Origin of the sequence: Serratia sp. ME47 (assembly GCF_903970925.1) — a bacterium.
Classification (GTDB): Bacteria; Pseudomonadota; Gammaproteobacteria; order Enterobacterales; family Enterobacteriaceae; genus Serratia; species Serratia ureilytica.
Genome location: NZ_CAJCKE010000004.1, coordinates 117626 through 135778 on the forward strand (window position 1 = coordinate 117626; position 18153 = coordinate 135778).

At 57.0% G+C, this 18153-nt stretch carries 19 protein-coding genes; 5 read left to right on the forward strand and 14 right to left on the reverse strand.

Annotated elements, in window-relative coordinates; translation table 11 throughout:
* Positions 1-17: 17 nt before the first annotated feature.
* From H7A77_RS06195 to H7A77_RS06205, 3 genes are read left to right on the forward strand one after another with little or no spacing between them, the layout of a single operon-like run.
* Complete coding sequence (locus H7A77_RS06195) at positions 18-1358, forward strand: fimbrial protein (RefSeq protein WP_089191562.1); 1341 nt, start codon at positions 18-20, stop codon at positions 1356-1358.
* The gene (locus tag H7A77_RS06200) at positions 1358-2107 is read left to right on the forward strand and encodes a molecular chaperone (RefSeq protein ID WP_182073950.1); all 750 of its coding nucleotides are present in this window, start codon (positions 1358-1360) and stop codon (positions 2105-2107) included. Before H7A77_RS06195 ends, H7A77_RS06200 begins: the two co-directional genes overlap by 1 nt.
* Before the next feature lie 44 nt (positions 2108-2151).
* Positions 2152-3024 carry a hypothetical protein gene (locus tag H7A77_RS06205; protein ID WP_047026272.1) on the forward strand — a complete coding sequence of 291 codons (873 nt, stop codon included), beginning with the start codon at positions 2152-2154 and terminating at the stop codon, positions 3022-3024.
* Positions 3025-3164: 140 nt separating this feature from the next.
* On the opposite strand, the gene hutU is transcribed toward H7A77_RS06205, so the two are convergent.
* The 7 genes from hutU to H7A77_RS06240 form a co-directional block, all read right to left on the reverse strand.
* The gene (gene hutU / locus H7A77_RS06210) at positions 3165-4859 is read right to left on the reverse strand and encodes a urocanate hydratase (protein WP_047026273.1); all 1695 of its coding nucleotides are present in this window, start codon (positions 4857-4859) and stop codon (positions 3165-3167) included.
* A 79-nt stretch (positions 4860-4938) separates the two neighbouring features.
* On the reverse strand, positions 4939-6351 hold the full coding sequence (locus H7A77_RS06215) for a UbiD family decarboxylase (RefSeq protein WP_182073951.1): 1413 nt from the start codon (positions 6349-6351) through the stop codon (positions 4939-4941).
* Between the two features lie 12 nt (positions 6352-6363).
* Positions 6364-7596 carry an MFS transporter gene (locus H7A77_RS06220; protein WP_046686884.1) on the reverse strand — a complete coding sequence of 411 codons (1233 nt, stop codon included), beginning with the start codon at positions 7594-7596 and terminating at the stop codon, positions 6364-6366.
* A gap of 17 nt (positions 7597-7613) precedes the next feature.
* Entirely contained in the window at positions 7614-8834 is a 1221-nt protein-coding gene (locus tag H7A77_RS06225) for a hypothetical protein (protein ID WP_116286418.1), read from the reverse strand.
* Positions 8794-9882: an anthranilate phosphoribosyltransferase gene (gene trpD / locus H7A77_RS06230; RefSeq protein WP_052752684.1), complete on the reverse strand. Its 1089-nt coding sequence runs from the start codon at positions 9880-9882 to the stop codon at positions 8794-8796. The genes H7A77_RS06225 and trpD overlap by 41 nt, the downstream gene beginning before the upstream one ends.
* A complete protein-coding gene (locus tag H7A77_RS06235; RefSeq protein WP_046686883.1) occupies positions 9879-10493 on the reverse strand; it encodes a cysteine hydrolase family protein in 615 nt (204 codons plus the stop codon). Before H7A77_RS06235 ends, trpD begins: the two co-directional genes overlap by 4 nt.
* A gap of 45 nt (positions 10494-10538) precedes the next feature.
* Entirely contained in the window at positions 10539-11615 is a 1077-nt protein-coding gene (locus H7A77_RS06240) for an LLM class flavin-dependent oxidoreductase (protein WP_072271514.1), read from the reverse strand.
* A 621-nt stretch (positions 11616-12236) separates the two neighbouring features.
* On the opposite strand from H7A77_RS06240, the gene H7A77_RS06245 reads away from it, so the two are divergent.
* Positions 12237-12653, forward strand: coding sequence for a hypothetical protein (locus tag H7A77_RS06245; protein WP_046686881.1), 417 nt, complete (start codon positions 12237-12239; stop codon positions 12651-12653).
* Between the two features lie 43 nt (positions 12654-12696).
* Here H7A77_RS06245 and H7A77_RS06250 read toward each other — a convergent pair whose 3' ends face one another.
* From H7A77_RS06250 to H7A77_RS06270, 5 genes are all read right to left on the reverse strand, one after another.
* On the reverse strand, positions 12697-13290 hold the full coding sequence (locus H7A77_RS06250; protein WP_046686880.1) for an ATP-dependent Clp protease proteolytic subunit: 594 nt from the start codon (positions 13288-13290) through the stop codon (positions 12697-12699).
* A gap of 45 nt (positions 13291-13335) precedes the next feature.
* Positions 13336-13665, reverse strand: coding sequence for an SRPBCC domain-containing protein (locus tag H7A77_RS06255; protein ID WP_033652026.1), 330 nt, complete (start codon positions 13663-13665; stop codon positions 13336-13338).
* Positions 13662-13976 (reverse strand): helix-turn-helix transcriptional regulator, encoded by a 315-nt coding sequence (locus tag H7A77_RS06260; RefSeq protein WP_033642736.1) that lies wholly within the window; start codon positions 13974-13976, stop codon positions 13662-13664. The genes H7A77_RS06255 and H7A77_RS06260 overlap by 4 nt, the downstream gene beginning before the upstream one ends.
* 110 nt (positions 13977-14086) lie before the next feature.
* Complete coding sequence (locus H7A77_RS06265) at positions 14087-14512, reverse strand: universal stress protein (protein WP_033642735.1); 426 nt, start codon at positions 14510-14512, stop codon at positions 14087-14089.
* Positions 14513-14658: 146 nt separating this feature from the next.
* Positions 14659-15177, reverse strand: a complete 519-nt coding sequence (locus tag H7A77_RS06270) for a hypothetical protein (RefSeq protein ID WP_033652024.1) — start codon at positions 15175-15177, stop codon at positions 14659-14661.
* 236 nt (positions 15178-15413) lie between these two features.
* On the opposite strand from H7A77_RS06270, the gene metQ reads away from it, so the two are divergent.
* Positions 15414-16229 (forward strand): methionine ABC transporter substrate-binding lipoprotein MetQ, encoded by an 816-nt coding sequence (gene metQ / locus H7A77_RS06275; protein ID WP_015377546.1) that lies wholly within the window; start codon positions 15414-15416, stop codon positions 16227-16229.
* Between the two features lie 46 nt (positions 16230-16275).
* Here the strand turns inward: metQ and H7A77_RS06280 are convergent, their stop codons facing one another.
* Both H7A77_RS06280 and H7A77_RS06285 read right to left on the reverse strand, forming a co-directional pair.
* A complete protein-coding gene (locus H7A77_RS06280) occupies positions 16276-17040 on the reverse strand; it encodes an SDR family oxidoreductase (RefSeq protein ID WP_089196937.1) in 765 nt (254 codons plus the stop codon).
* A 137-nt stretch (positions 17041-17177) separates the two neighbouring features.
* Positions 17178-18098 (reverse strand): sugar ABC transporter substrate-binding protein, encoded by a 921-nt coding sequence (locus H7A77_RS06285; RefSeq protein WP_182073952.1) that lies wholly within the window; start codon positions 18096-18098, stop codon positions 17178-17180.
* Positions 18099-18153: the final 55 nt, after the last annotated feature.

Sequence of the window (18153 nt, forward strand, 5' to 3'; positions counted from 1 at the left end):
TTATCTCAGGAGAGACGATGAAACGCATTTCTTATCTGGTCGCCGCCCCGGCGCTGTTCGCCCTGTCGCTGTTCGGCGCGCCCGCGGCGCTGGCGCAATGCACGCGCGTCGCCCCCTGGATCGACTCTGGCTGCGATCCTTGCGGGGTGGGCACGGCGCTGGGTCGGGTCAACCTGACCAGCACCTATCTGCAGCCCGTCGGCACGCCGCTGGGCACCAGCGTGTTCGATCTGACCTCCGGCACCCGCTATCCCGACCCAAACAAGGTGCTGTATGAATGCGATGTCGGCGATGTTGGGCAAATTTATGAAGTCTTCGCCACCAACGGCGACGATCGCGTCGGCGGCTATTACGATCTGGGCGCCAGGGACGGCAATCCCAACTATTACGCCACCTACTTCCCTTACGTCGGCATTCGTTTGACCCATCTGGATTCCGGCAAGGTTTTTACCCGTTACTGGCAGTCGGCGCCGATTACCCGCTACGCCACCGTCGGCAACAAAATCCAGATCCGGGTGAAAGACTTCAGCGCCATCCGCGCCGATCTGATCCGCATCAGCTCGCTGCCGGGCGCGGGCGCCAGCAACTACTGCGGCTACAGCGCCGGCAACCCGCTGGTGGGCATGGCGTCGACCACCGGCAATTCGAACTATACCTGCACGCAGCCGAACGGCTATGTCACCTTTCAGGGGCCCGGCATCGCCTCGGATCCTATCGGCAGCGACTCCGCCACCAACTACGCCACCTGGGGCACCGGGCGCTGGAACGCGATGGGCATGGGTACCGCACCGATCTCTTCGCTGACCTATACCGCCACCTGCGTGGCGCGCAACGTCACGCCGCTGGTGATCCTGCCGACCCTCTCCGTCAGCCAACTGACCGCCGGGCAAACCTCGCAGGCGCAGTTCACCCTCAATATCGAATGCGACAACGCCGCCGTGTCCGGCGTCAGCAGCAACAATACCGCCCTCGGCCTGCAGGTGCCGTATGAAAGCTATGTCGCGGCGCAGCGGCTCGGGTTGGTCAGCGCCAACGGCGGCGTAAGTTACCTGCTCTCCAGCGGCTACGGCACCGACAGCAGCGTCGCCACCGGCGTGGGCATCGCGCTCGCCAACGCCGGCAACGGCGCGCCGATGAACTTTGTCGGCTGGGCGCGCTGCAGCGCCGGGCAATGCCCGCAGGGTAGCGACGCCGGCTGGTATCCGGTGCTCAACGGCGCCAGCGGCGGCGGCAGCACCGCAGCGGGGTTTACCCACTACACCACCCAGCTCACCGCCACGCTCGCCCGGCTGCCTGGCCAGACCGTCACCGCCGGCAAGGTGGATGCCAGGGCCTACGTCTGGGTTAAGGTGCAATGATGAGAAAGAAATACCTGATTATGGGATGCGCCCTGCTGCTGGCGCTGACCTCCATCGGCGCGCAGGCGGGCATCATCGCCTCCGCCACGCGGGTGATCTTTCACGAGGGCGAGACGGAAAAAACCCTGATGCTGCTCAACACCAACGGCTACCCGATCGTGGCGCAAACCTGGGTCGATAACGGTGACGTCAACGCCGCCCCCGAACTGTCTCGCGCGCCGTTTGTCGCCCTGCCCAGCGTATTCGCGCTGCAGCCTTCGGCGCTGAAAGGGCTGCGGATCCTGTTTGCCGGCGCGAACCTGCCCGCCGACAAAGAGTCGGTGTTCTGGCTTAACCTGTATGAGATCCCGCCCACCCGGCCGACCACGCCGCCGCTGGCGTCGCGCGTGACGCTGGCGATGAACACCCAGATGAAAATCTTCTACCGGCCCAGGGCGCTGAAGGGAAAAGCCGAAAACGCGGCCGAGGCCGTCTCATTCACGCTGCAAAAATCGCCGGACGGTTATCTGCTGCGCTGTCAAAACCGATCGGCGTTTTATCTCTCGTTCGCGCGCATCGCCGTGCACGCCGACAGGCGCGATTACCCGGTGCGGCAAGAAAGCGACATGATGACCGCGCCATTCAGCTCGCGGGATTATCACCTCGACGGCGTTTCGGCATCCGCGCTCCCCTCTCGGGTCACCGTTCAGGCCACCCTCATCAACGACCAGGGCCAGCAGATCGTCAAGCCATACACAGCAAACCCATAACGATAAAAAGCAGCGCATTTTTTTAAGTACAGGAAATAGGGAAAATGAGTCTAAGCAGATTCCAGCTACAGTTTCATCTGGAGAAACAGGCCAACAACATCAGGCAGTCAGCGGCGTTTCACACCGCCATCGTCAAACACGGGGAATTATTGAGGGAGACCTACAAGAAGCATCCGCTGTTTTACAAAATCATTTTCAGGAACAGCCGGTTCATCATCTGCTCCACCATCCTGTCCATTTATTACCACCAGCCCGCCGCCGCGCTGAAAGACATCAAAGCCTTTTTCAAAGGGAAGAATATGATCAGCGAGAACTCCCTGGATTCCTTTCTGTTCTTTTTACGGGTCGGGCGCCGGCTGGAGGTCAAACCCTGCGAGCATGACAAACGCCAGTTGCGCTATAAGCCTACGCCGCACGCGCTGGCGGAAACCCAGGCGCTGATCGCCTCAATGGCGCGGCCTTATCAGGCGCTGGCGCCACAGATGCCCATCGCGGCGCTGCTGGCGGCGCCCGACTTTCTGCCCACCTTTTTCGCCGCCTACGGGCAACTGATGCTCAAGGAGATCTACCTGATCGATCTGGTGCAACAGTCCGGGCTGTTTATCAGCAAAGACGCCGGCCACATGGTGTTGTTGATGCTGTTTATCGAAAGCATCCGACAGGACTCCCCCTTTCTGCTGCTCTCCTCGGCGAAAATCGCCAAGTCGTGTTCCGTCTCTCGCGCTCACGTGAACCGCATTCTGCAGGCGGCGGAAAAATCCGGCCTGCTGACCACCACCAATAATGTGGTGATCGAACTCAACAGTTCGTTTTTCATCATGGCGGAGCGTTATTTCAGTCTCTATTTCGCGATGGTCGAATTCGGGCTTGAACACGTTTGGCAAAACTGGCAAGAAGGCCAGACAGCAAAACCGTAAGTTGACGCCAAGACTAAATCGTCACATGCCCAGAGGTGAAATACTCACAAGACAGGCAATACGGTGTAAAAATCATCCTATAGAGAAATAGCGGTTCTACCCGATAAGAACCGCTATAAAGCCTCAATATGCTCTTATTCTCAAAGCATCGGCAGTTTCAATCCAAACCTTTTCGCGGCAGCAACGGCTTGCTCATAGCCAGCATCGGCATGGCGCATCACGCCGGAACCGCAGTCGTTGACCAACACCCGAGCAAGCCGCCGGTCAGCCTCATCACTGCCATCGCACACGATCACCATTCCCGAATGCTGCGAATATCCCATCCCCACACCGCCACCATGATGCAAACTCACCCAGGTAGCGCCGCCCGCAGTATTGAGCAATGCATTCAGCAACGGCCAATCGGAAACGGCATCGGTTCCATCCTTCATGCTTTCGGTTTCACGATTGGGGCTGGCGACGGAGCCAGTATCCAGATGATCTCGGCCGATAACAACCGGCGCGCTAAGCTCCCCTCTACGCACCATCTCGTTGAAAGCCAGGCCTGCCAGATGACGCTCGCCCAACCCCAACCAACAGATACGCGCCGGCAATCCCTGGAAAGCAATGCGCTCACGCGCCATATCCAGCCAACGATGGATATGCTGGTTTTCAGGAAACAGCGCTTTAACCTTGGCGTCCGTTTTGTAGATATCTTCCGGATCGCCAGATAACGCCACCCAGCGAAACGGCCCTTTGCCCTCGCAAAACAGGGGGCGAATATAAGCCGGCACGAAGCCAGGAAAATCGAAAGCATTTTCCACGCCCATATCGCGTGCGACCTGGCGAATATTGTTACCGTAATCAACAGCCGGCACACCCATGTCAACGAAATCAAGCATTGCCTGCACATGAATGGCGCAGCTAGCGGCTGCGGCGTCAGCCAACCTGGCATGCTGCCCCGGATCGCGTTGCGCTGCTTTCCACTGCGCCACGCTCCATCCCACCGGCAAATAACCGTGGATCAGGTCGTGCGCAGACGTCTGATCGGTAACCAGATCGGGTCGGATACCGCCTGCATGCGCGCGTTTAACCAGTTCAGGCAACACCTCTGCGGCATTGCCCAGCAGGCCTATAGAAACCGCCTGTCCGGCCGCCGTGTGCTCCTTGATCAAGGCGATAGCTTCATCCAGATCTTTTGCCTGTTTATCGAGATAGCGCGTACGCAAACGAAAATCCAGGCTACTCTGCTGACACTCTATATTCAACGAAACCGCGCCGGCCAATGTCGCCGCTAACGGCTGCGCCCCGCCCATCCCCCCCAGCCCGGCGGTGAGGATCCAGCGTCCGGTCAGATCCCCGCCATAGTGCTGGCGGCCTGCTTCGGCAAATGTTTCAAACGTACCCTGCACAATGCCCTGACTGCCGATGTAGATCCAACTACCGGCAGTCATCTGCCCGTACATGAACAATCCCTTGCGATCAAGCTCGCTGAAGTGTTCCCAATTGGCCCACTGTGGAACCAAATTAGAATTGGCGATTAACACTCGGGGAGCATCGGTATGGGTGCGGAATACACCAACCGGTTTTCCGGATTGAACCAACAGAGTTTCGTCTTCATTGAGCGCTTTAAGTGAGGCCAAAATCTGATCGTAACATTGCCAATTGCGCGCAGCGCGACCGATACCGCCATACACAACCAACCCTTGCGGGTTTTCGGCGACGTCGGGATCCAGATTATTTTGAATCATGCGATAGGCCGCCTCGGTCAGCCAATTTTTGCAGGTCAATTCGTTGCCCCTGGGAGCACAAATAGTCCGGGTGGAATCGAAACGAGGATCGAGAGTATTCGTCATGGTTTGTCTCCTTCAACATGACAGACATCATGGTTCGCCAGCCTGGTCAGGCAGGCTACAGAAAGGCGTACCGCTCACATTAAAACGCCCGTTGAAAACGCCGCCGAGAGCTAAAAGGAACCGTACAATCAACGACGCATTTATTGACGAGCCCATTCGCATCACTCCCGCCATAGAGCGGCAATTGCGAGGGATCAAGGGAAGTGCCGGGCAGCAAAGCGCTGACATGAATATCGCGTTCAAGTCGGGCGCGCGTACTCATAGCCCAGAGGACATCACGCTCCGAATAAGGGTCAACATCCTCATCCACCAGTAACACATTTTTGAGTGACGGCACCTCACCGAGCAATCTCTTGGCTGCGTCGATAACGCGCAGGTCATCACTGCAAGCGCGTTTAACGACTTGCAATACGGTAAGCAAGTGACCGCCGCCGGAAGGCAGAGCCGCGACGCGACAAAACAGCCTCTCAAGCCCCTCTGTTTTTAGTCGGGCGAGCAGCGAACACTCTTGGCCTAAACCAAGCAGAATGGATTGCTCCACACCAGGACCCGACAGCGTCTGATATATCGCCCCGGCGCGGTGGCTTACCGCCTGAACCTGCAGTGTTGTGGCCATACCACATGGCGAGCGATAACCGAGATACTCAGGTAAGGAAAAACCGGCCACCTCCGCTGTCTCCGGTTCTTTTTCCGCCCCCAACATCCCTTCTATAACGATCTCGGCATGGGCGATATATCGCCCCGTATTGGCGTGACATGGCGCAATCTCCATCGCATTGCCGCGCAGGGCCCCCGCAACGCCTAACTCGTCGCTACCGTAAGAAAGACAAGGCCGAGTCAATGTCGAAGCCAGATAAATGGCCGGATCAAGCCCGATATTGACGGAAATCGGCAGTAGCTCTCCGCGCGCCAGATGTGTCGAAAGCATGTGTTGCAAGTGACCACGAGAGTCAATCGCCACCACCGCCGAATCCTCTTTGAAGGTAATTCGGTGGTAAGAACAATTCGCGGCTCCGGTTCGATTATCGTGCGCATAGATCAACCCCAACGTCACCGTCGGCCCAGGATCATCTTGCAGATAACGTAGGATCGGCAGCAAAGCCAGGATTTCAGCAGGCTTACGCACGTTGTGAAAGTTGCGTTCCTCCCCGCCCAGTAATCTGGGCGCTATCGGCCTACTCGCCGCCTGCAGCAACAACTGAGCATTTGATATGTCTGCGGAATAACGTCCGAAGGGATCCAAAAACAGCCTGCAACGACGGCGATTACCAAACATCCCCATCAAAACGGGAAACTCGCCCCGCGTTGGTCGTCGATAAAGCCGTAACGGTTGCTCATCGGCAAACCAGGAACCGCCAGGCTGGCGATAGGCATCGAGAAAATCTTCAATCATCTCCACCTCGGGAGAAATCGATCTCTCCACCGGGGTAATCTCATCCCCTGCTTGCCGCAACAACGCCAAGGCAGAGCGCAAGTCATTAGGCAATAGCATTTGACTCCTCCCTCATCCCATCCGGGAAGTACAGCGAGAAGCCAAGACGATCCCCAACGCAGACAGCAGCGCCGCCATGCCGGCCAACGCAATAGACAACGTGTAACTTTGATACAAATCATACAGCCAACCGGCGGCGCTGCCCCCGCCAACGGCGGCGATCCCCACGGCGATATACAATGCCCCCAGAATGGCGCCCAGATTGGCGGTGCCGAACCATGTACTGGCCACTGCCGGGTACAGCGCAATACAGCCGCCGTTGGCCGCGCCGAACAACAGCGCGAAAATCGCCAGCGCGGTAAAGCTGTGCGCCACACTCCAAAAACCGCATAACAGGGCCAAACTCAACGTGACGATAACCAAAAAACGCCGCGCGCCCAGACGGTCGCCTATTCGTCCCAAAACCAGACGGCCGCCGATATTGCCCACGCCGATCAAACCGATGAGCAGATTGGCTTGTGTTACATGCAGCCCCTGTTGCTGCGCATAAGGATTGATATGAACCAACGCCAGGAACAGTCCGATAGAGCCGAAAAATATCGCGATAAAAAACCACCAAAATTGAGCTCGGCCAGCGGCCTCTCGCAGCGTGACGCTACCGCTGAAGCCTGGACGCTGCATTGAGGTCACCTCAACGGGACGAAGCCCATCGGGATATTCGCCCACGTCCTCTGGCCGGCCTCGTAAAATGAAGGCGGCAGCCAACCCCAACACGGCGATAGCGACGGCATACACTTGCAGAGTGCTTTGCCAGGACAAATGTCGCATCAGCCCACCGGCCACCATCGGCCCCACCAGCGTTCCCAAGCCGGTGCCAGCCAGCGCCAGGCCGGAAGCCGAGCTGCGATGAACGACGAACCAGCGTTGAATGGTTGAAACAGCCGGCACGTAAACCAATCCGACGCCAACCCCTACCAACAGGCAAAACGTGAGCAAAAACGCCGTCAGTGACGACGCCAGCAGGCTACTGCCGAAGAATCCCAGCGAAAGCAGTAAAATACCAATGCCGGTTACCGTCCTTACCGAAGTACGATCGCTCCAGGCACCGGAAAATACCCCAACGGCATAGTAAATTAACGCCGTCAGCGAGAAGATTGAGGCGGTAGAAAAACGCCCTGCGTCAAAGTTCGTCTGTAATGCAGTAAAAAATGCCCCGAATGAGTAAGCAGCGCCAAAAATAACCGCCAGTAAAAGATGAACGGCACCGACCATGTACCAACCGCGGAATTTTCTTTCCTTGACCATCACAGCCTCCTTTTTATTTAATAATTAACGCCGACAACGACCGAATGCTCGCCGCTCACATCCACTTCAATAAGCGATTGCACCGAGATCCCCGTCGCCTCGAACACGCGCCTGGCTCCACCATAATTGCGTTTTTCCACCACACATAAGATGCCTGATACATCAGCCCCTGCTTTCCGCACTGCACAAACCAACCCCACCAATGTTCCGCCAGTGCTGATGAGATCGTCCACGATATAAACGTTATCGCCGGGCTCCACGCCGTTCAAAAAGAGGCTGCCGCCGGTATATTCGCAATCGAAATCAACCTTAACCTGTCCTTCAAGACCGGATGGGTACCAGCGGGCAATGCCGTATGACAGGCCTGAAAGCAGCGAAACGGCAGCCAATAAACCGCCTCCTTTGTCTTCCTCCCCCACCAGCTTGGTTCCCGGCGGAAATTGCGCCGCATCGCAGACTCGCCTGGCTGCTTCACGCAAGAGTTCAGCCGGGGTTGCCGGGATCTGTTCCGTCAGAGCATTCAACAAAAACCGCCGCCCCTGAATCTCCACCAAAGGCTGCCGATCAAAAGACGCCTTGAGGATGTCCTCTTGCCCACTCTCAGCCGGCGCCTGCACGCGAAGGCGATCGGCATAGGCGACAGCGTCAAAAAAGGTTTGGAGTCGCACAGGGTCCTTACGGCGCGCGGACCGAGAGACGCCAGAACAGACATCAATGGCCGTGGGGAAACAATGCTGAATCAGATGGCTGACATTGCCGGCATGCAGTCCACCCGCAACAATTACCGGCCGCGCAAATGTTTTGTTTTTCAACAAACTCCAATCGAATGGCTTTCCAGAACCGCCGCTCAGCCCCTCGACCTGTGTGTCCAATAGGTATGCACTAACCTGATAGTCGTTTATCCTGTCCAGAGCCAAAGTGCTTTCGAGATGGAAACTTTTAATGACCGGGACATCAAATGCCTGGCAATACTCATTCGTTTCGTCACCCTGAAGCTGAATCGCTGCCAGGCCGCAATAACATATAATGTTTTGCACCCATTCCCTGGGTTCATTGACAAACACGCCGACCACCTGAGTAAAAGGCGGCAATCGTTCAATGATCGAACGGGCTTCGTCGGGCGAAACCTGACGTGGACTTTGTGAAAAAATGAACCCCAATGCATTGGCCCCCGCGTTTAATGCCGCCAGAGCATCCTCAAGGTGCGTGATGCCGCAGACTTTCACTCTCGTTCTCATTCATCGTCTCCTTGAATCGTTTAAGAACCTGATACGCCCGCCCGTTATCCAATACTTGCCGCACGAGTTTCGCCGCCTCGCCAAAGGAGCGCGTCTTGCCGGCCAACACCAGCGCCGTCGCGGCGCTCACTATAGTCGCGTTGCGATAGGTCCCCCGCTCGCCGTTAAGCACTGCCAGGCAGATTTTCGCGTTACGCTCCGCAGACCCCCCTCGCAGCGCCCGTAATTCACAGGCAGGGACCTCAAAATCATCCGGCTGCACGGAAAACCGACCTATACAGCCATCACTTACACACAGGACCTGGGTTTCTCCCAGGCAACTGACTTCATCCAAATCTCCGGCACCATGTACGATAAAAGCCGTCACCTTGCCCAACCTCACCAGCGCCTCAGCCATGGGATACAAAAGCGAAGCATGCGCAACGCCTATCAGTTGGTGCGTCACGTTAGCAGGATGAACCAACGACCCACTCAGATTAAACAGGCTACGAACACCCAAAGCGCGCCGTACAGCAGTCAGCCGTTCAGGAAACGCATACCAAGACGAAGTAGAGAGAAACGCGAAGTTGCTCGTTGCCAACGATCGCCGCAGCCACGCTTCATCACCCTTGCGCGAAACATCAATGCCCAACGCCGACATCATGTCGCTGCTGCCGCTGACGCTGGTCACGCGACTATTGCCATGCTTGATCACTGGCACGCCAGTTGCGGCCACAACCAAGGCTGCCGTGGTGGAAATATTGAAGGTCCCGCTCCGGTCTCCTCCAGTACCACCGATATTCAACGTAAGCGGCAAACCGCTTACCAATGGCCGGCAACGTGCCGCTATTGCGTCAACCGCACCGGCGATCTCATCAGCGGACTCGCCCTTTTGTGCCATAGCGACGAGCAACGCGCCGATCTGCATATCATCCAATTGCTGTCCCAGCATGGCCTGGACCAGATCTCGGGTCTGTTCCCGGCTCAAGCTAAGCCGTTTTTCAACCAAGATTTGCAAGACGTTTCTGAATCGCTCTTCCAGCGGTTTTATCGACAGCGTTGCGTTCATGTTTCCTCCAATCCCACCCGCAAGAGATTCATAACCTCAGTCAAACTCTGAATACTGCCAAATACATAACCGATGTTCTCAAGCGCCGCCTCATGTCGCACTTGACGCGTCCCCGCGACGCACTCGCGCGGCACTATGACGCGATAATCTAATTGCATGGCGTCCTGAGCAGTCGCACGAACACAAACATCCGTGGCAACACCGGTCAGAACGACGGTATCTACTCCCATCCCACGCAGCAGAAGATCCAGGTCGGTGGCGAAGAACGCACTGTAACGGCGTTTGATTAATACCTGATCGCCAACCTGTGGAGATAAATCTGCGATGATCTCAACGCCACGACTCCCTTCGAGGCAATGAAGTGTCTCGCCGTAGTCAAGCTCCCGGCCGAAGTCCACACGGTTGACGCGGTGACTTTCCTGGGTATAGATCACCGGGATGCCCGCACCGCGCGCAAAGCTCAACAAAACTTGAAGCGACGCGATAATCTCCCGCCCTCCTTCGCAAGGAACAGGACCATCTTCATCCAGAAAGTCGTATTGCATGTCGATCACCAAAACGGCAAATCGACGTGTCCGATTGGGGGGCTGAGTTGCTTTTTGACGTTGCATCTTTCTCTCCATGAATGACCGCACGGTGCCGATATTCGGTCTGGGTCAGGCGAAATACGTCGTGACGATCTCTTGCAATGCGCGATGGCTTTCACGTACGGGTTTCAATTCATCCAAATGATCGAACCCCATGACATGCAACACACCGAATCCGCCAGACAGCGATTGCATTTCTTCTATGCGTTCACGTACCGTCTCCGGCGATCCAAGGAGCCAGCAATGCTTGGCGCAATACTCGACGGTGACTTCACTGTCGGGTACATCCGGGTGATGTTTGAACAAACCAAGCGCCTTGTTGCCGGCGATCATCGGCAAGTAATCCTCACGAAAGTAACGTCCCATTTCGCCTTCGACAGCAAGCCGCCATGCTTGCGCATCTGTGTCGGCGATCAGAATAGGACGACTGACACGCCATGTATCCCTGGCCGGAGGAACCCTTCCATTCAATGCGGCGCCCTCTTCAACAACTTGCCAATGGGTATGGAGATACTGCGGCGTAAAACAAAAGCTGATAGGGATCCAGCCATTACGACCGGCAATCTTTAACGTCGAGGATGAAGGTGAAAGGCCGGTCACGCCTACTGGCGGATGGGGTGATTGATAGGGCTTGAGGTGATAACCGGAGGTTTTATCCCACTGATCCGCCGGCCGACGCGCTGTCCAATACTTACCTTTAAATTCGAATGGCCCATCGCTATTCCAAAATCGCATCATGATCGCTATCGATTCTGCCGTCATCTCCCGATGCACACCCGACTTATGATCTATGTCGAACATGTCGAGATCCAACGTGGTACCGCTGGCGCCAATTCCCACCATTAATCGCCCCTTCGATATATGATCCAGCCAACAAATGCGATGAGCCAACTCGGCTGGATGATGAAACGGCAGCATAAAGGCGCCCGGCGCCAATTTTATGCGCTCAGTCTGCAAAATGGCTTGAGCGATGAGCAAATCTGGAGAAGGGCACGGTTCAGCCGGCATCGTATAATGCTCGCCAATCCAAGCCTCATCAAAACCGATTTTGTCCAAAAACCTCAAGGTATCAAGATCGTGGTAATGCCCATCGTGCAACGAGCGATAACGCGGATGTGCCGGCATTAAAAATGCGCCAAGTTTCATGTTCGATTATCTCCTTGAAGCGTAAAATCCCGATTAGCACGTGATATACGGCAAATTGACATTCAACCCATCAATTTCATTCAAATTAAAAATGAATTAATGCTTAGACATTATTAAGTCGTAAAATCAAACACCTGAAAAAGTTAACCACGAAAAGTTAAGATGATTATTGAACATTACTTTCCCCTTAAGTATATAGTTGTATAGACAAGGCAATGGCAACACGAAATTGCTTAATTTGTGATCAATAACAAATTCATAACAATTAGCCATGAAGAAAAAAAGACATTACTGGTTCAAAAAAAGAGGCAACGTGAAGTGTGCAAAAGTGAGACAAAAAATGGCTAACTTTACTGTTAAATAAAGAAAAAACAAACATCCCCGCGTGAATGATTGTGAGAAAGATGAAACATTTCTCCCAACTTGGTTTATTAACATAAGGAAACAACCAAATACAATAATTAGAATGACACGCATTTGTAGTTATATTCCAAGTGAATAATTAAACATAAATGCATTTTTAAATATGATGGATTATAGTTTCATTTACGCTTTACCCATTTTATTGAGAAAGGTATATTTACCAAACATCAATATAATAAATATCTCTGGAGAAATATCTTGCAAAATAAACTCACCATCCTCGCGGGCATAGCCACCATTATCGGCACCCTCTTCGCTGGTTATTCTGCCTTTTCATCTTCAACGGAAACACGCAGTCAGTTCGTTAATGGCAGCGCGAATACGACGATTGGTAGTAATAGCGGAAATATCACCATCACTAACACACCGGGTGAAAAGGCGCCTCAGCTAGTGCTGAAGCGGCCGATGCCTTTAATTGCTCAACCCAATATGGGTAACTTGTTGGAACCCACCAAACATATTTGCCAGCTCATCGCCGGCACACAGGTCGCATTGACAGGTAAAAGCGCTGCAATGGACATCGGCAATGCGGAATGGAAAGAAATCTCCATCATTACCGGCGAATGTGCCGGTCAGCGTGGCTGGATCACCTCAACGGCGCTCACCTACCAATAATCGAGTGATATTGCCCCCTTCATTCCGCTATCGGAGCCGACACTCACCGCGCCCGCAATACCCGATCGATCAATCCCCAGGCCGCCGCTTCGTCGGCGGTCATAAAGCGATCGCGATCCAACACCCGCTCCACTTCCTCTTCGCTCAGGCCACAATGTTGGGCATACAGCCGGATCACCCGGTCTTTGGTGCGTTTCATTTCCTCTGCCTGGATCAGAATGTCGGACGCCTGCCCCTGAAAGCCGCCCAGCGGTTGGTGCACATGCAGACTGGCGTTGGGCAGCGCCATGCGGTGCCCCGGTTCACCGGCCATCAGCAGGAACGACCCCATCGAGCGCGCGGTGCCCATGCACAGCGTATGCACCGGGGCGCGGATATACTGCATGGTGTCGTAAATCGCCAGCCCGCTGGTGATCGCCCCGCCCGGCGAGTTGATGTACAGGTGGACCGGTTTTTCCGGGTTTTCCGCTTCCAGAAACAGCAGCTGGGCGCACAGCATTTCGGCCACGTCGTCGTTGACTTCGCCGTTGAGGAACACGATCCGATCGCGCAGCAGGCGCGAGTAAATGTCAAAGGAACGTTCTCCCCGGCTGGTCTGCTCCACCACCATCGGGACGAGCATCATCTTCTCACGCATCGGTGAACTCCTGGGTTGGCAACAAAGAGAAAGGTGTTTAACGCGTCAGGCGGCGCGCATTACCGTCGTCGGGCCATCGTTGGCGGCGTCGAGCTGGTGGATAATCCGCAGCAGGCTGCCGCCGCCGGCGTCCGGCACGATCTGCAGGGTGACGACGCTTTCGAGAAACGGCGGTTGGTCGTCGCGCAGGCGATAGCTCACCGCTTCGCCCGGCGTGGCGGCCAACGGTTCTGCCTGCGCCAGATCTCCCGTCGGCAGCCACTGCTCGCGCAATTCGGGCACGCTGAGCGCTCGCCACACTTTTTCCGGCGGCGCATCAAGCGAATATTCCAACACCAGCCGTTCATGCGGCGGCGGCTCGGCCTGTTTGTTCATTGATCCATGTCCTTCAGCAAGGTTTGCAGCGCGTCGATGCGCGCCGGCCAGTAAGCACGGTACTTCGCCAGCCACTGCGCGATCTGCGCCAGCCCCTCCGGGTCGACCTGATAATTGACGAAGCGCCCCTGTTTCGCCTCGCGCACCAGTCCGGCATTGCGCAGCACCGCCAGGTGTTGCGACATCGCCGACTGGCTGATGGTCAGCCCTTCGCGCAGCGCGCTGGCGTTCATGCTGCCGGCGGCGAGTTTGTCGAAGATGCAGCGGCGGGTCGGATCGGCCAACGCCTTGAAGATGTCATTTTCGTTCATACAAACACATTAGTATTCACTTATGTATTATGCAACCGAGCAAGGCATTTTTTGCTGCAAAAGAAACTCCGCGCCGCAGCGCGGAGTGAATGGACGAGGCATGATCGCGCTTATGAACGGATCGGGATCACCAGCACGTCGATATTCAACTGGTTGATGGCGTTGCGGGTGGAAGAAAACAGATTGCTCCACAGATCGTGGTGATGGCCGAACACCAGCAGATCGATGTCTTTATCCACGATCGCCGTGCGCAGTTCGTCAACGAAGCCGCCGCGCCCGATAATCACTTCCGCGATCGGGTAATTGACGTTTTGCGTGGTGGGTTCCAGCTCTTTGCGGATCTTCTCTTCGAACGGCACGCCGTCGTCGCTGCGCTCAGAAAAGCCGATCGCCGCGTGGTAGGTGTCGTAGTGAACGTCCACATAGATCAGCGAGAGTTTGGCCTTCAGCGCTTCCGCCAGCAGCGCCCCCTTTTCGACCAGCCGTTTGCCGTCATCGCTCAGATCGGTGGCGATGACAATATGGTGGTAACACATAGCGCCTCCTGTCATGGACTCGGTAGAGCCGAGGCTCCGATATCACGCCGGGGTCATATCGTTATGGTTAATTTTAGTTCAGAATGGCGCTCGTGGCGGGAGGTGATGCGGTGGGAAAGCCCCGTTGCCGGGGCTGAAGGCAGAAATTACTTCTCGCGCTGCGCCTCAAACCAGACGTTGCACAACGACAGGATCAGCGTGTTGGCGTCTTTCACCAGCACGTTGTCGCCGGGCACCCCTTCGGTGCCTTGATCGGTGATGCCTTTGATGGCGGTATCGGCATGCTGAATGGCCACGCGCTCGACCGACGGCGTGCTGATGCCCAGCATCGGGAAATCGATGTAGGAACTGCTGCCGGCGTTGTCCTCGACAAACTCCTGCGCCTCTACGGTGCTGACGGTAGCCCCCTCGCTTTTCAGCGCCGTGCCGTTCCAGCTGAACGCATCCGCTTTATAGCTGATCTTGCCGCCGATCAGGCTCTGCGCCTGCTGCTGATCCCAGCAACCGGTGGTTTGGGTCGGCACGATTTTGCTGACGCGCCAGTTGCCCAGCAGCTGTTTAGGGATCGGCCCGGTATCGCTCTCCGCCGCCCGAACCTGAGTCGCCGAGACGCAGGCCAACACCACCAGCGGCAGCAGCGCCTTGCTCCAAGTGTTCAATCGCATTGTCTTTTCCTTCGTTTCAGTACCCAGTCTGCCCTCGCGGGCCAGCGGCTATCATAATAAGCCCGCCGATTCGCCGTCAAAGCAATCCGCATCGCGCCGGGCGGCGGCTACTCATAGCCAATCGCTATTAGTCATAGTGAATCAGTATTTTGTTTTAGCTCAGCGATTACCTACAGTCACTGCCACTATTCTGCCCGCCTAAATTAGCAGGCAATGTTGACAAGGACCCTGGGAAAATGACATTTACGCTGAAAAACCTCACGCTGGCGCTGGCCGCCGCTGGCACGCTGTTGCTGACCGCCTGCGGCCCGACCGCACAGGACGATCACCACATCAAGGTCGGCATCAGCGCCGGCATCGATCAGTCGCTGTGGGCGGTGGTGCAGAAAGTGGCCAAGCAGAAATACGATCTGGACGTGGAGGTGGTGACCTTCAACGATTACGTGCTGCCGAACGAAGCGCTGAACAACGGCGATCTGGACGTCAACGCCTTCCAGCACAAGCCGTATCTGGACAAACAGATGCAGGAGCGCGGCTACAAACTGGCGGCGGTAGGCAACACCTTCGTCTACCCGATCGCCGGCTATTCGAAGAAAATCACCGCGCTCAGCCAACTGCCGGACGGCGCGCAGGTGGCAGTGCCGAACGATCCGACCAACCTGGGCCGCTCGCTGCTGCTGTTGCAAAAACAGGGGCTGATTACGCTGAAAGACGGCGTCGGCCTGCTGCCGACCGCGCTGGACATCGTCAGCAACCCGAAAAAGCTGAAAATCGTCGAGATTGAAGCGCCGCAGCTGCCGCGCGCGCTGGACGACCAGCAGGTGACGCTGGCGATCATCAACACCAACTATTCCAGCCAGATCGGTCTGTCGCCGGCGAAGGACGGGCTGTTTGTCGAGGACAAAAACTCGCCTTACGTCAACATCTTCGCCAGCCGCATCGACAACAAAGACAGCGAGAAAGTGAAGGATCTGGTCAAGGCCTATCAGACCGATGAAGTGGCGGCCAGCGCCGCCGAAATCTACAAGGGCGACGCCGTCAAAGGCTGGTAACGCCGCGCGTAGAGCCCGTGGCGCCTGGCCACGGGCGATGACAGCCTCAGCCGCGCTGGATGGAAACGCCGCCGTCCACCAGCATTGCGGTGCCGGTGACGAACGAGGAAGCGTCAGACGCCAAATACAGCGCCGCCTGCGCGATCTCCTCCGGCATCGCCAACCGCTTCAGCGCGTGCAGCTGGGCCACCTGCGCCAATGCTTCCGGGGTATTGCTCATCTGCCGCCCCATCGCCGTGTCGGTGCCCCCCGGCAGCAGCGCGTTCACCCGAATGCCGTGTCCGCCAAATTCCACCGCCAGCGCCTGCGTCAGGCCGATCAGCCCCGATTTGCTGGCCGCATAGGCCGCCGTACCGGGAAACGCCGCGGTGTGGCCGACGAACGTGGAGGTGAAGATCACCGAGCCCGCGCCGCGCGCCTGCATGGCGGGGATTTGATATTTGGCGCTGTAGTAAGCGCTGGACAGGTTGGTTTCCAGCACGTCGCGCCATTCTGACGCGCTGAGCGCCAGCGACGGCCCCAGCGGCCCCAACGTGCCGGCGTTGTTGAAGGCGATATCCAGCCCGCCGAATTCATCGACGGCCGTCGCCGTCAACCGTTCGGCGAAGGCTTCGTCGCGCACGTCACCGGCTACCGCCAACGCCCGGCCGCCCTCGCGCCGAATGTCCTCCACCAGTTCAGCCAGCAGCCGCTCGCGCCGGGCGCCCAACACCAGCGTCGCCCCCTGCCGGGCGAACAACAGCGCCGCCGCCCGCCCGATCCCCGAACTGGCGCCGCCAATCACCGCCACCTTACCGTTCAATGCGTTCATCTCTTATCCTCACACCGTAAAAGAGCCTCAGTGTGACGCAACATCCGGCGCAGCGCTGGCCGCAAGCGGACATGCAATTGGCGCCATGAAAAAGGCGCTGCAAGCAGCGCCCCGGCAACGCGGATCCGACGGCGAACTCACGGTTTGGCCGCGTATTTCTCCTGATTGGCCGGCGTCACCAACTCGAACGGGATCCAGTAATACGGCTCAAGCTTTTCGCCGTTGATCATGCGCTGCGCCACATCGACCGACGCCTTGCCCTGGCCGACCGCATCCTGGAACACCGTGACCTGCATCTTGCCGGAGGCCAGCGCCTTGAGGCCGTCGGGCGTGGCGTCGATGCCGCCGATCAGCACGTTCTTGTCCGCTTTGCCGGCCTGCTGCAGCGCCATGATCGCGCCGATCGCCATCTCGTCATTGTTGGCGGCGACGATGTCGATCGTTTCGCCGTTGGTCAGCCAGTTCATCATCAGGTCCATACCTTCACTGCGTGAATAGTTGGCGCTCTGTTTCTGCACCACCTTCATCTTCGGGTATTTGGCCACCACCTGCTCCACGTCTTTGGTGCGCTGCAGCGCGCCGGCGTCGGTCAGGTTGCCGATCATCACCGCCACGTTGCCCTGATAGTTAGCCAGCCGCGCCAGTTCTTCCATCTGCAGCGTGCCGGACTCCCGCTCGTCGGAGCCGACGAACACCACCCCCTGCGGCAGCCTGGCGTCGCCCGGCGTGCGGTTCACGTACACCAGCGGCACGCCGGCGGCCTGCACCATTTTGGTCATCACCGGCGTGCTGGCCGAGTTGACCGGATCGACGATAATCGCGTCCACCCCGGCGCTGATAAAGCTCTGCACCTGATCGGTCTGGCGGCCGACGTCGCCGCGCGCGTCCTCAAGCTGCACGGTAATGCCGCGCGCTTTGGCCTCCTTGTCGATCGCCTGGCGGATAATGGTGAGGAAGTTCTGGTCGAAATAGGCCATCGATACGCCGATGGTTTGCGCCCATGCCGGCGCGGAAGCGCACAGCGCCGCCGCCAGCCACAGCCCTTTCAGAAAGTTCATGATGTGTCCCCCCGGGTAAAAAAACGCCGCCGGCCAACCTTGGCGCCGGCGGCAA

Bases quoted from the DNA above. Each gene is read 5' to 3' on its own strand.
- H7A77_RS06195 (WP_089191562.1), top strand. From the start codon at position 18: ATGAAACGCATTTCTTATCTGGTCGCCGCCCCGGCGCTGTTCGCCCTG.
- H7A77_RS06200 (WP_182073950.1), top strand. From the start codon at position 1,358: ATGAGAAAGAAATACCTGATTATGGGATGCGCCCTGCTGCTGGCGCTG.
- H7A77_RS06205 (WP_047026272.1), top strand. From the start codon at position 2,152: ATGAGTCTAAGCAGATTCCAGCTACAGTTTCATCTGGAGAAACAGGCC.
- hutU (WP_047026273.1), bottom strand. From the start codon at position 4,859: ATGACGAATACTCTCGATCCTCGTTTCGATTCCACCCGGACTATTTGT.
- H7A77_RS06215 (WP_182073951.1), bottom strand. From the start codon at position 6,351: ATGCTATTGCCTAATGACTTGCGCTCTGCCTTGGCGTTGTTGCGGCAA.
- H7A77_RS06220 (WP_046686884.1), bottom strand. From the start codon at position 7,596: ATGGTCAAGGAAAGAAAATTCCGCGGTTGGTACATGGTCGGTGCCGTT.
- H7A77_RS06225 (WP_116286418.1), bottom strand. From the start codon at position 8,834: ATGAGAACGAGAGTGAAAGTCTGCGGCATCACGCACCTTGAGGATGCT.
- trpD (WP_052752684.1), bottom strand. From the start codon at position 9,882: ATGAACGCAACGCTGTCGATAAAACCGCTGGAAGAGCGATTCAGAAAC.
- H7A77_RS06235 (WP_046686883.1), bottom strand. From the start codon at position 10,493: ATGCAACGTCAAAAAGCAACTCAGCCCCCCAATCGGACACGTCGATTT.
- H7A77_RS06240 (WP_072271514.1), bottom strand. From the start codon at position 11,615: ATGAAACTTGGCGCATTTTTAATGCCGGCACATCCGCGTTATCGCTCG.
- H7A77_RS06250 (WP_046686880.1), bottom strand. From the start codon at position 13,290: ATGCGTGAGAAGATGATGCTCGTCCCGATGGTGGTGGAGCAGACCAGC.
- H7A77_RS06255 (WP_033652026.1), bottom strand. From the start codon at position 13,665: ATGAACAAACAGGCCGAGCCGCCGCCGCATGAACGGCTGGTGTTGGAA.
- H7A77_RS06260 (WP_033642736.1), bottom strand. From the start codon at position 13,976: ATGAACGAAAATGACATCTTCAAGGCGTTGGCCGATCCGACCCGCCGC.
- H7A77_RS06265 (WP_033642735.1), bottom strand. From the start codon at position 14,512: ATGTGTTACCACCATATTGTCATCGCCACCGATCTGAGCGATGACGGC.
- H7A77_RS06270 (WP_033652024.1), bottom strand. From the start codon at position 15,177: ATGCGATTGAACACTTGGAGCAAGGCGCTGCTGCCGCTGGTGGTGTTG.
- metQ (WP_015377546.1), top strand. From the start codon at position 15,414: ATGACATTTACGCTGAAAAACCTCACGCTGGCGCTGGCCGCCGCTGGC.
- H7A77_RS06280 (WP_089196937.1), bottom strand. From the start codon at position 17,040: ATGAACGCATTGAACGGTAAGGTGGCGGTGATTGGCGGCGCCAGTTCG.
- H7A77_RS06285 (WP_182073952.1), bottom strand. From the start codon at position 18,098: ATGAACTTTCTGAAAGGGCTGTGGCTGGCGGCGGCGCTGTGCGCTTCC.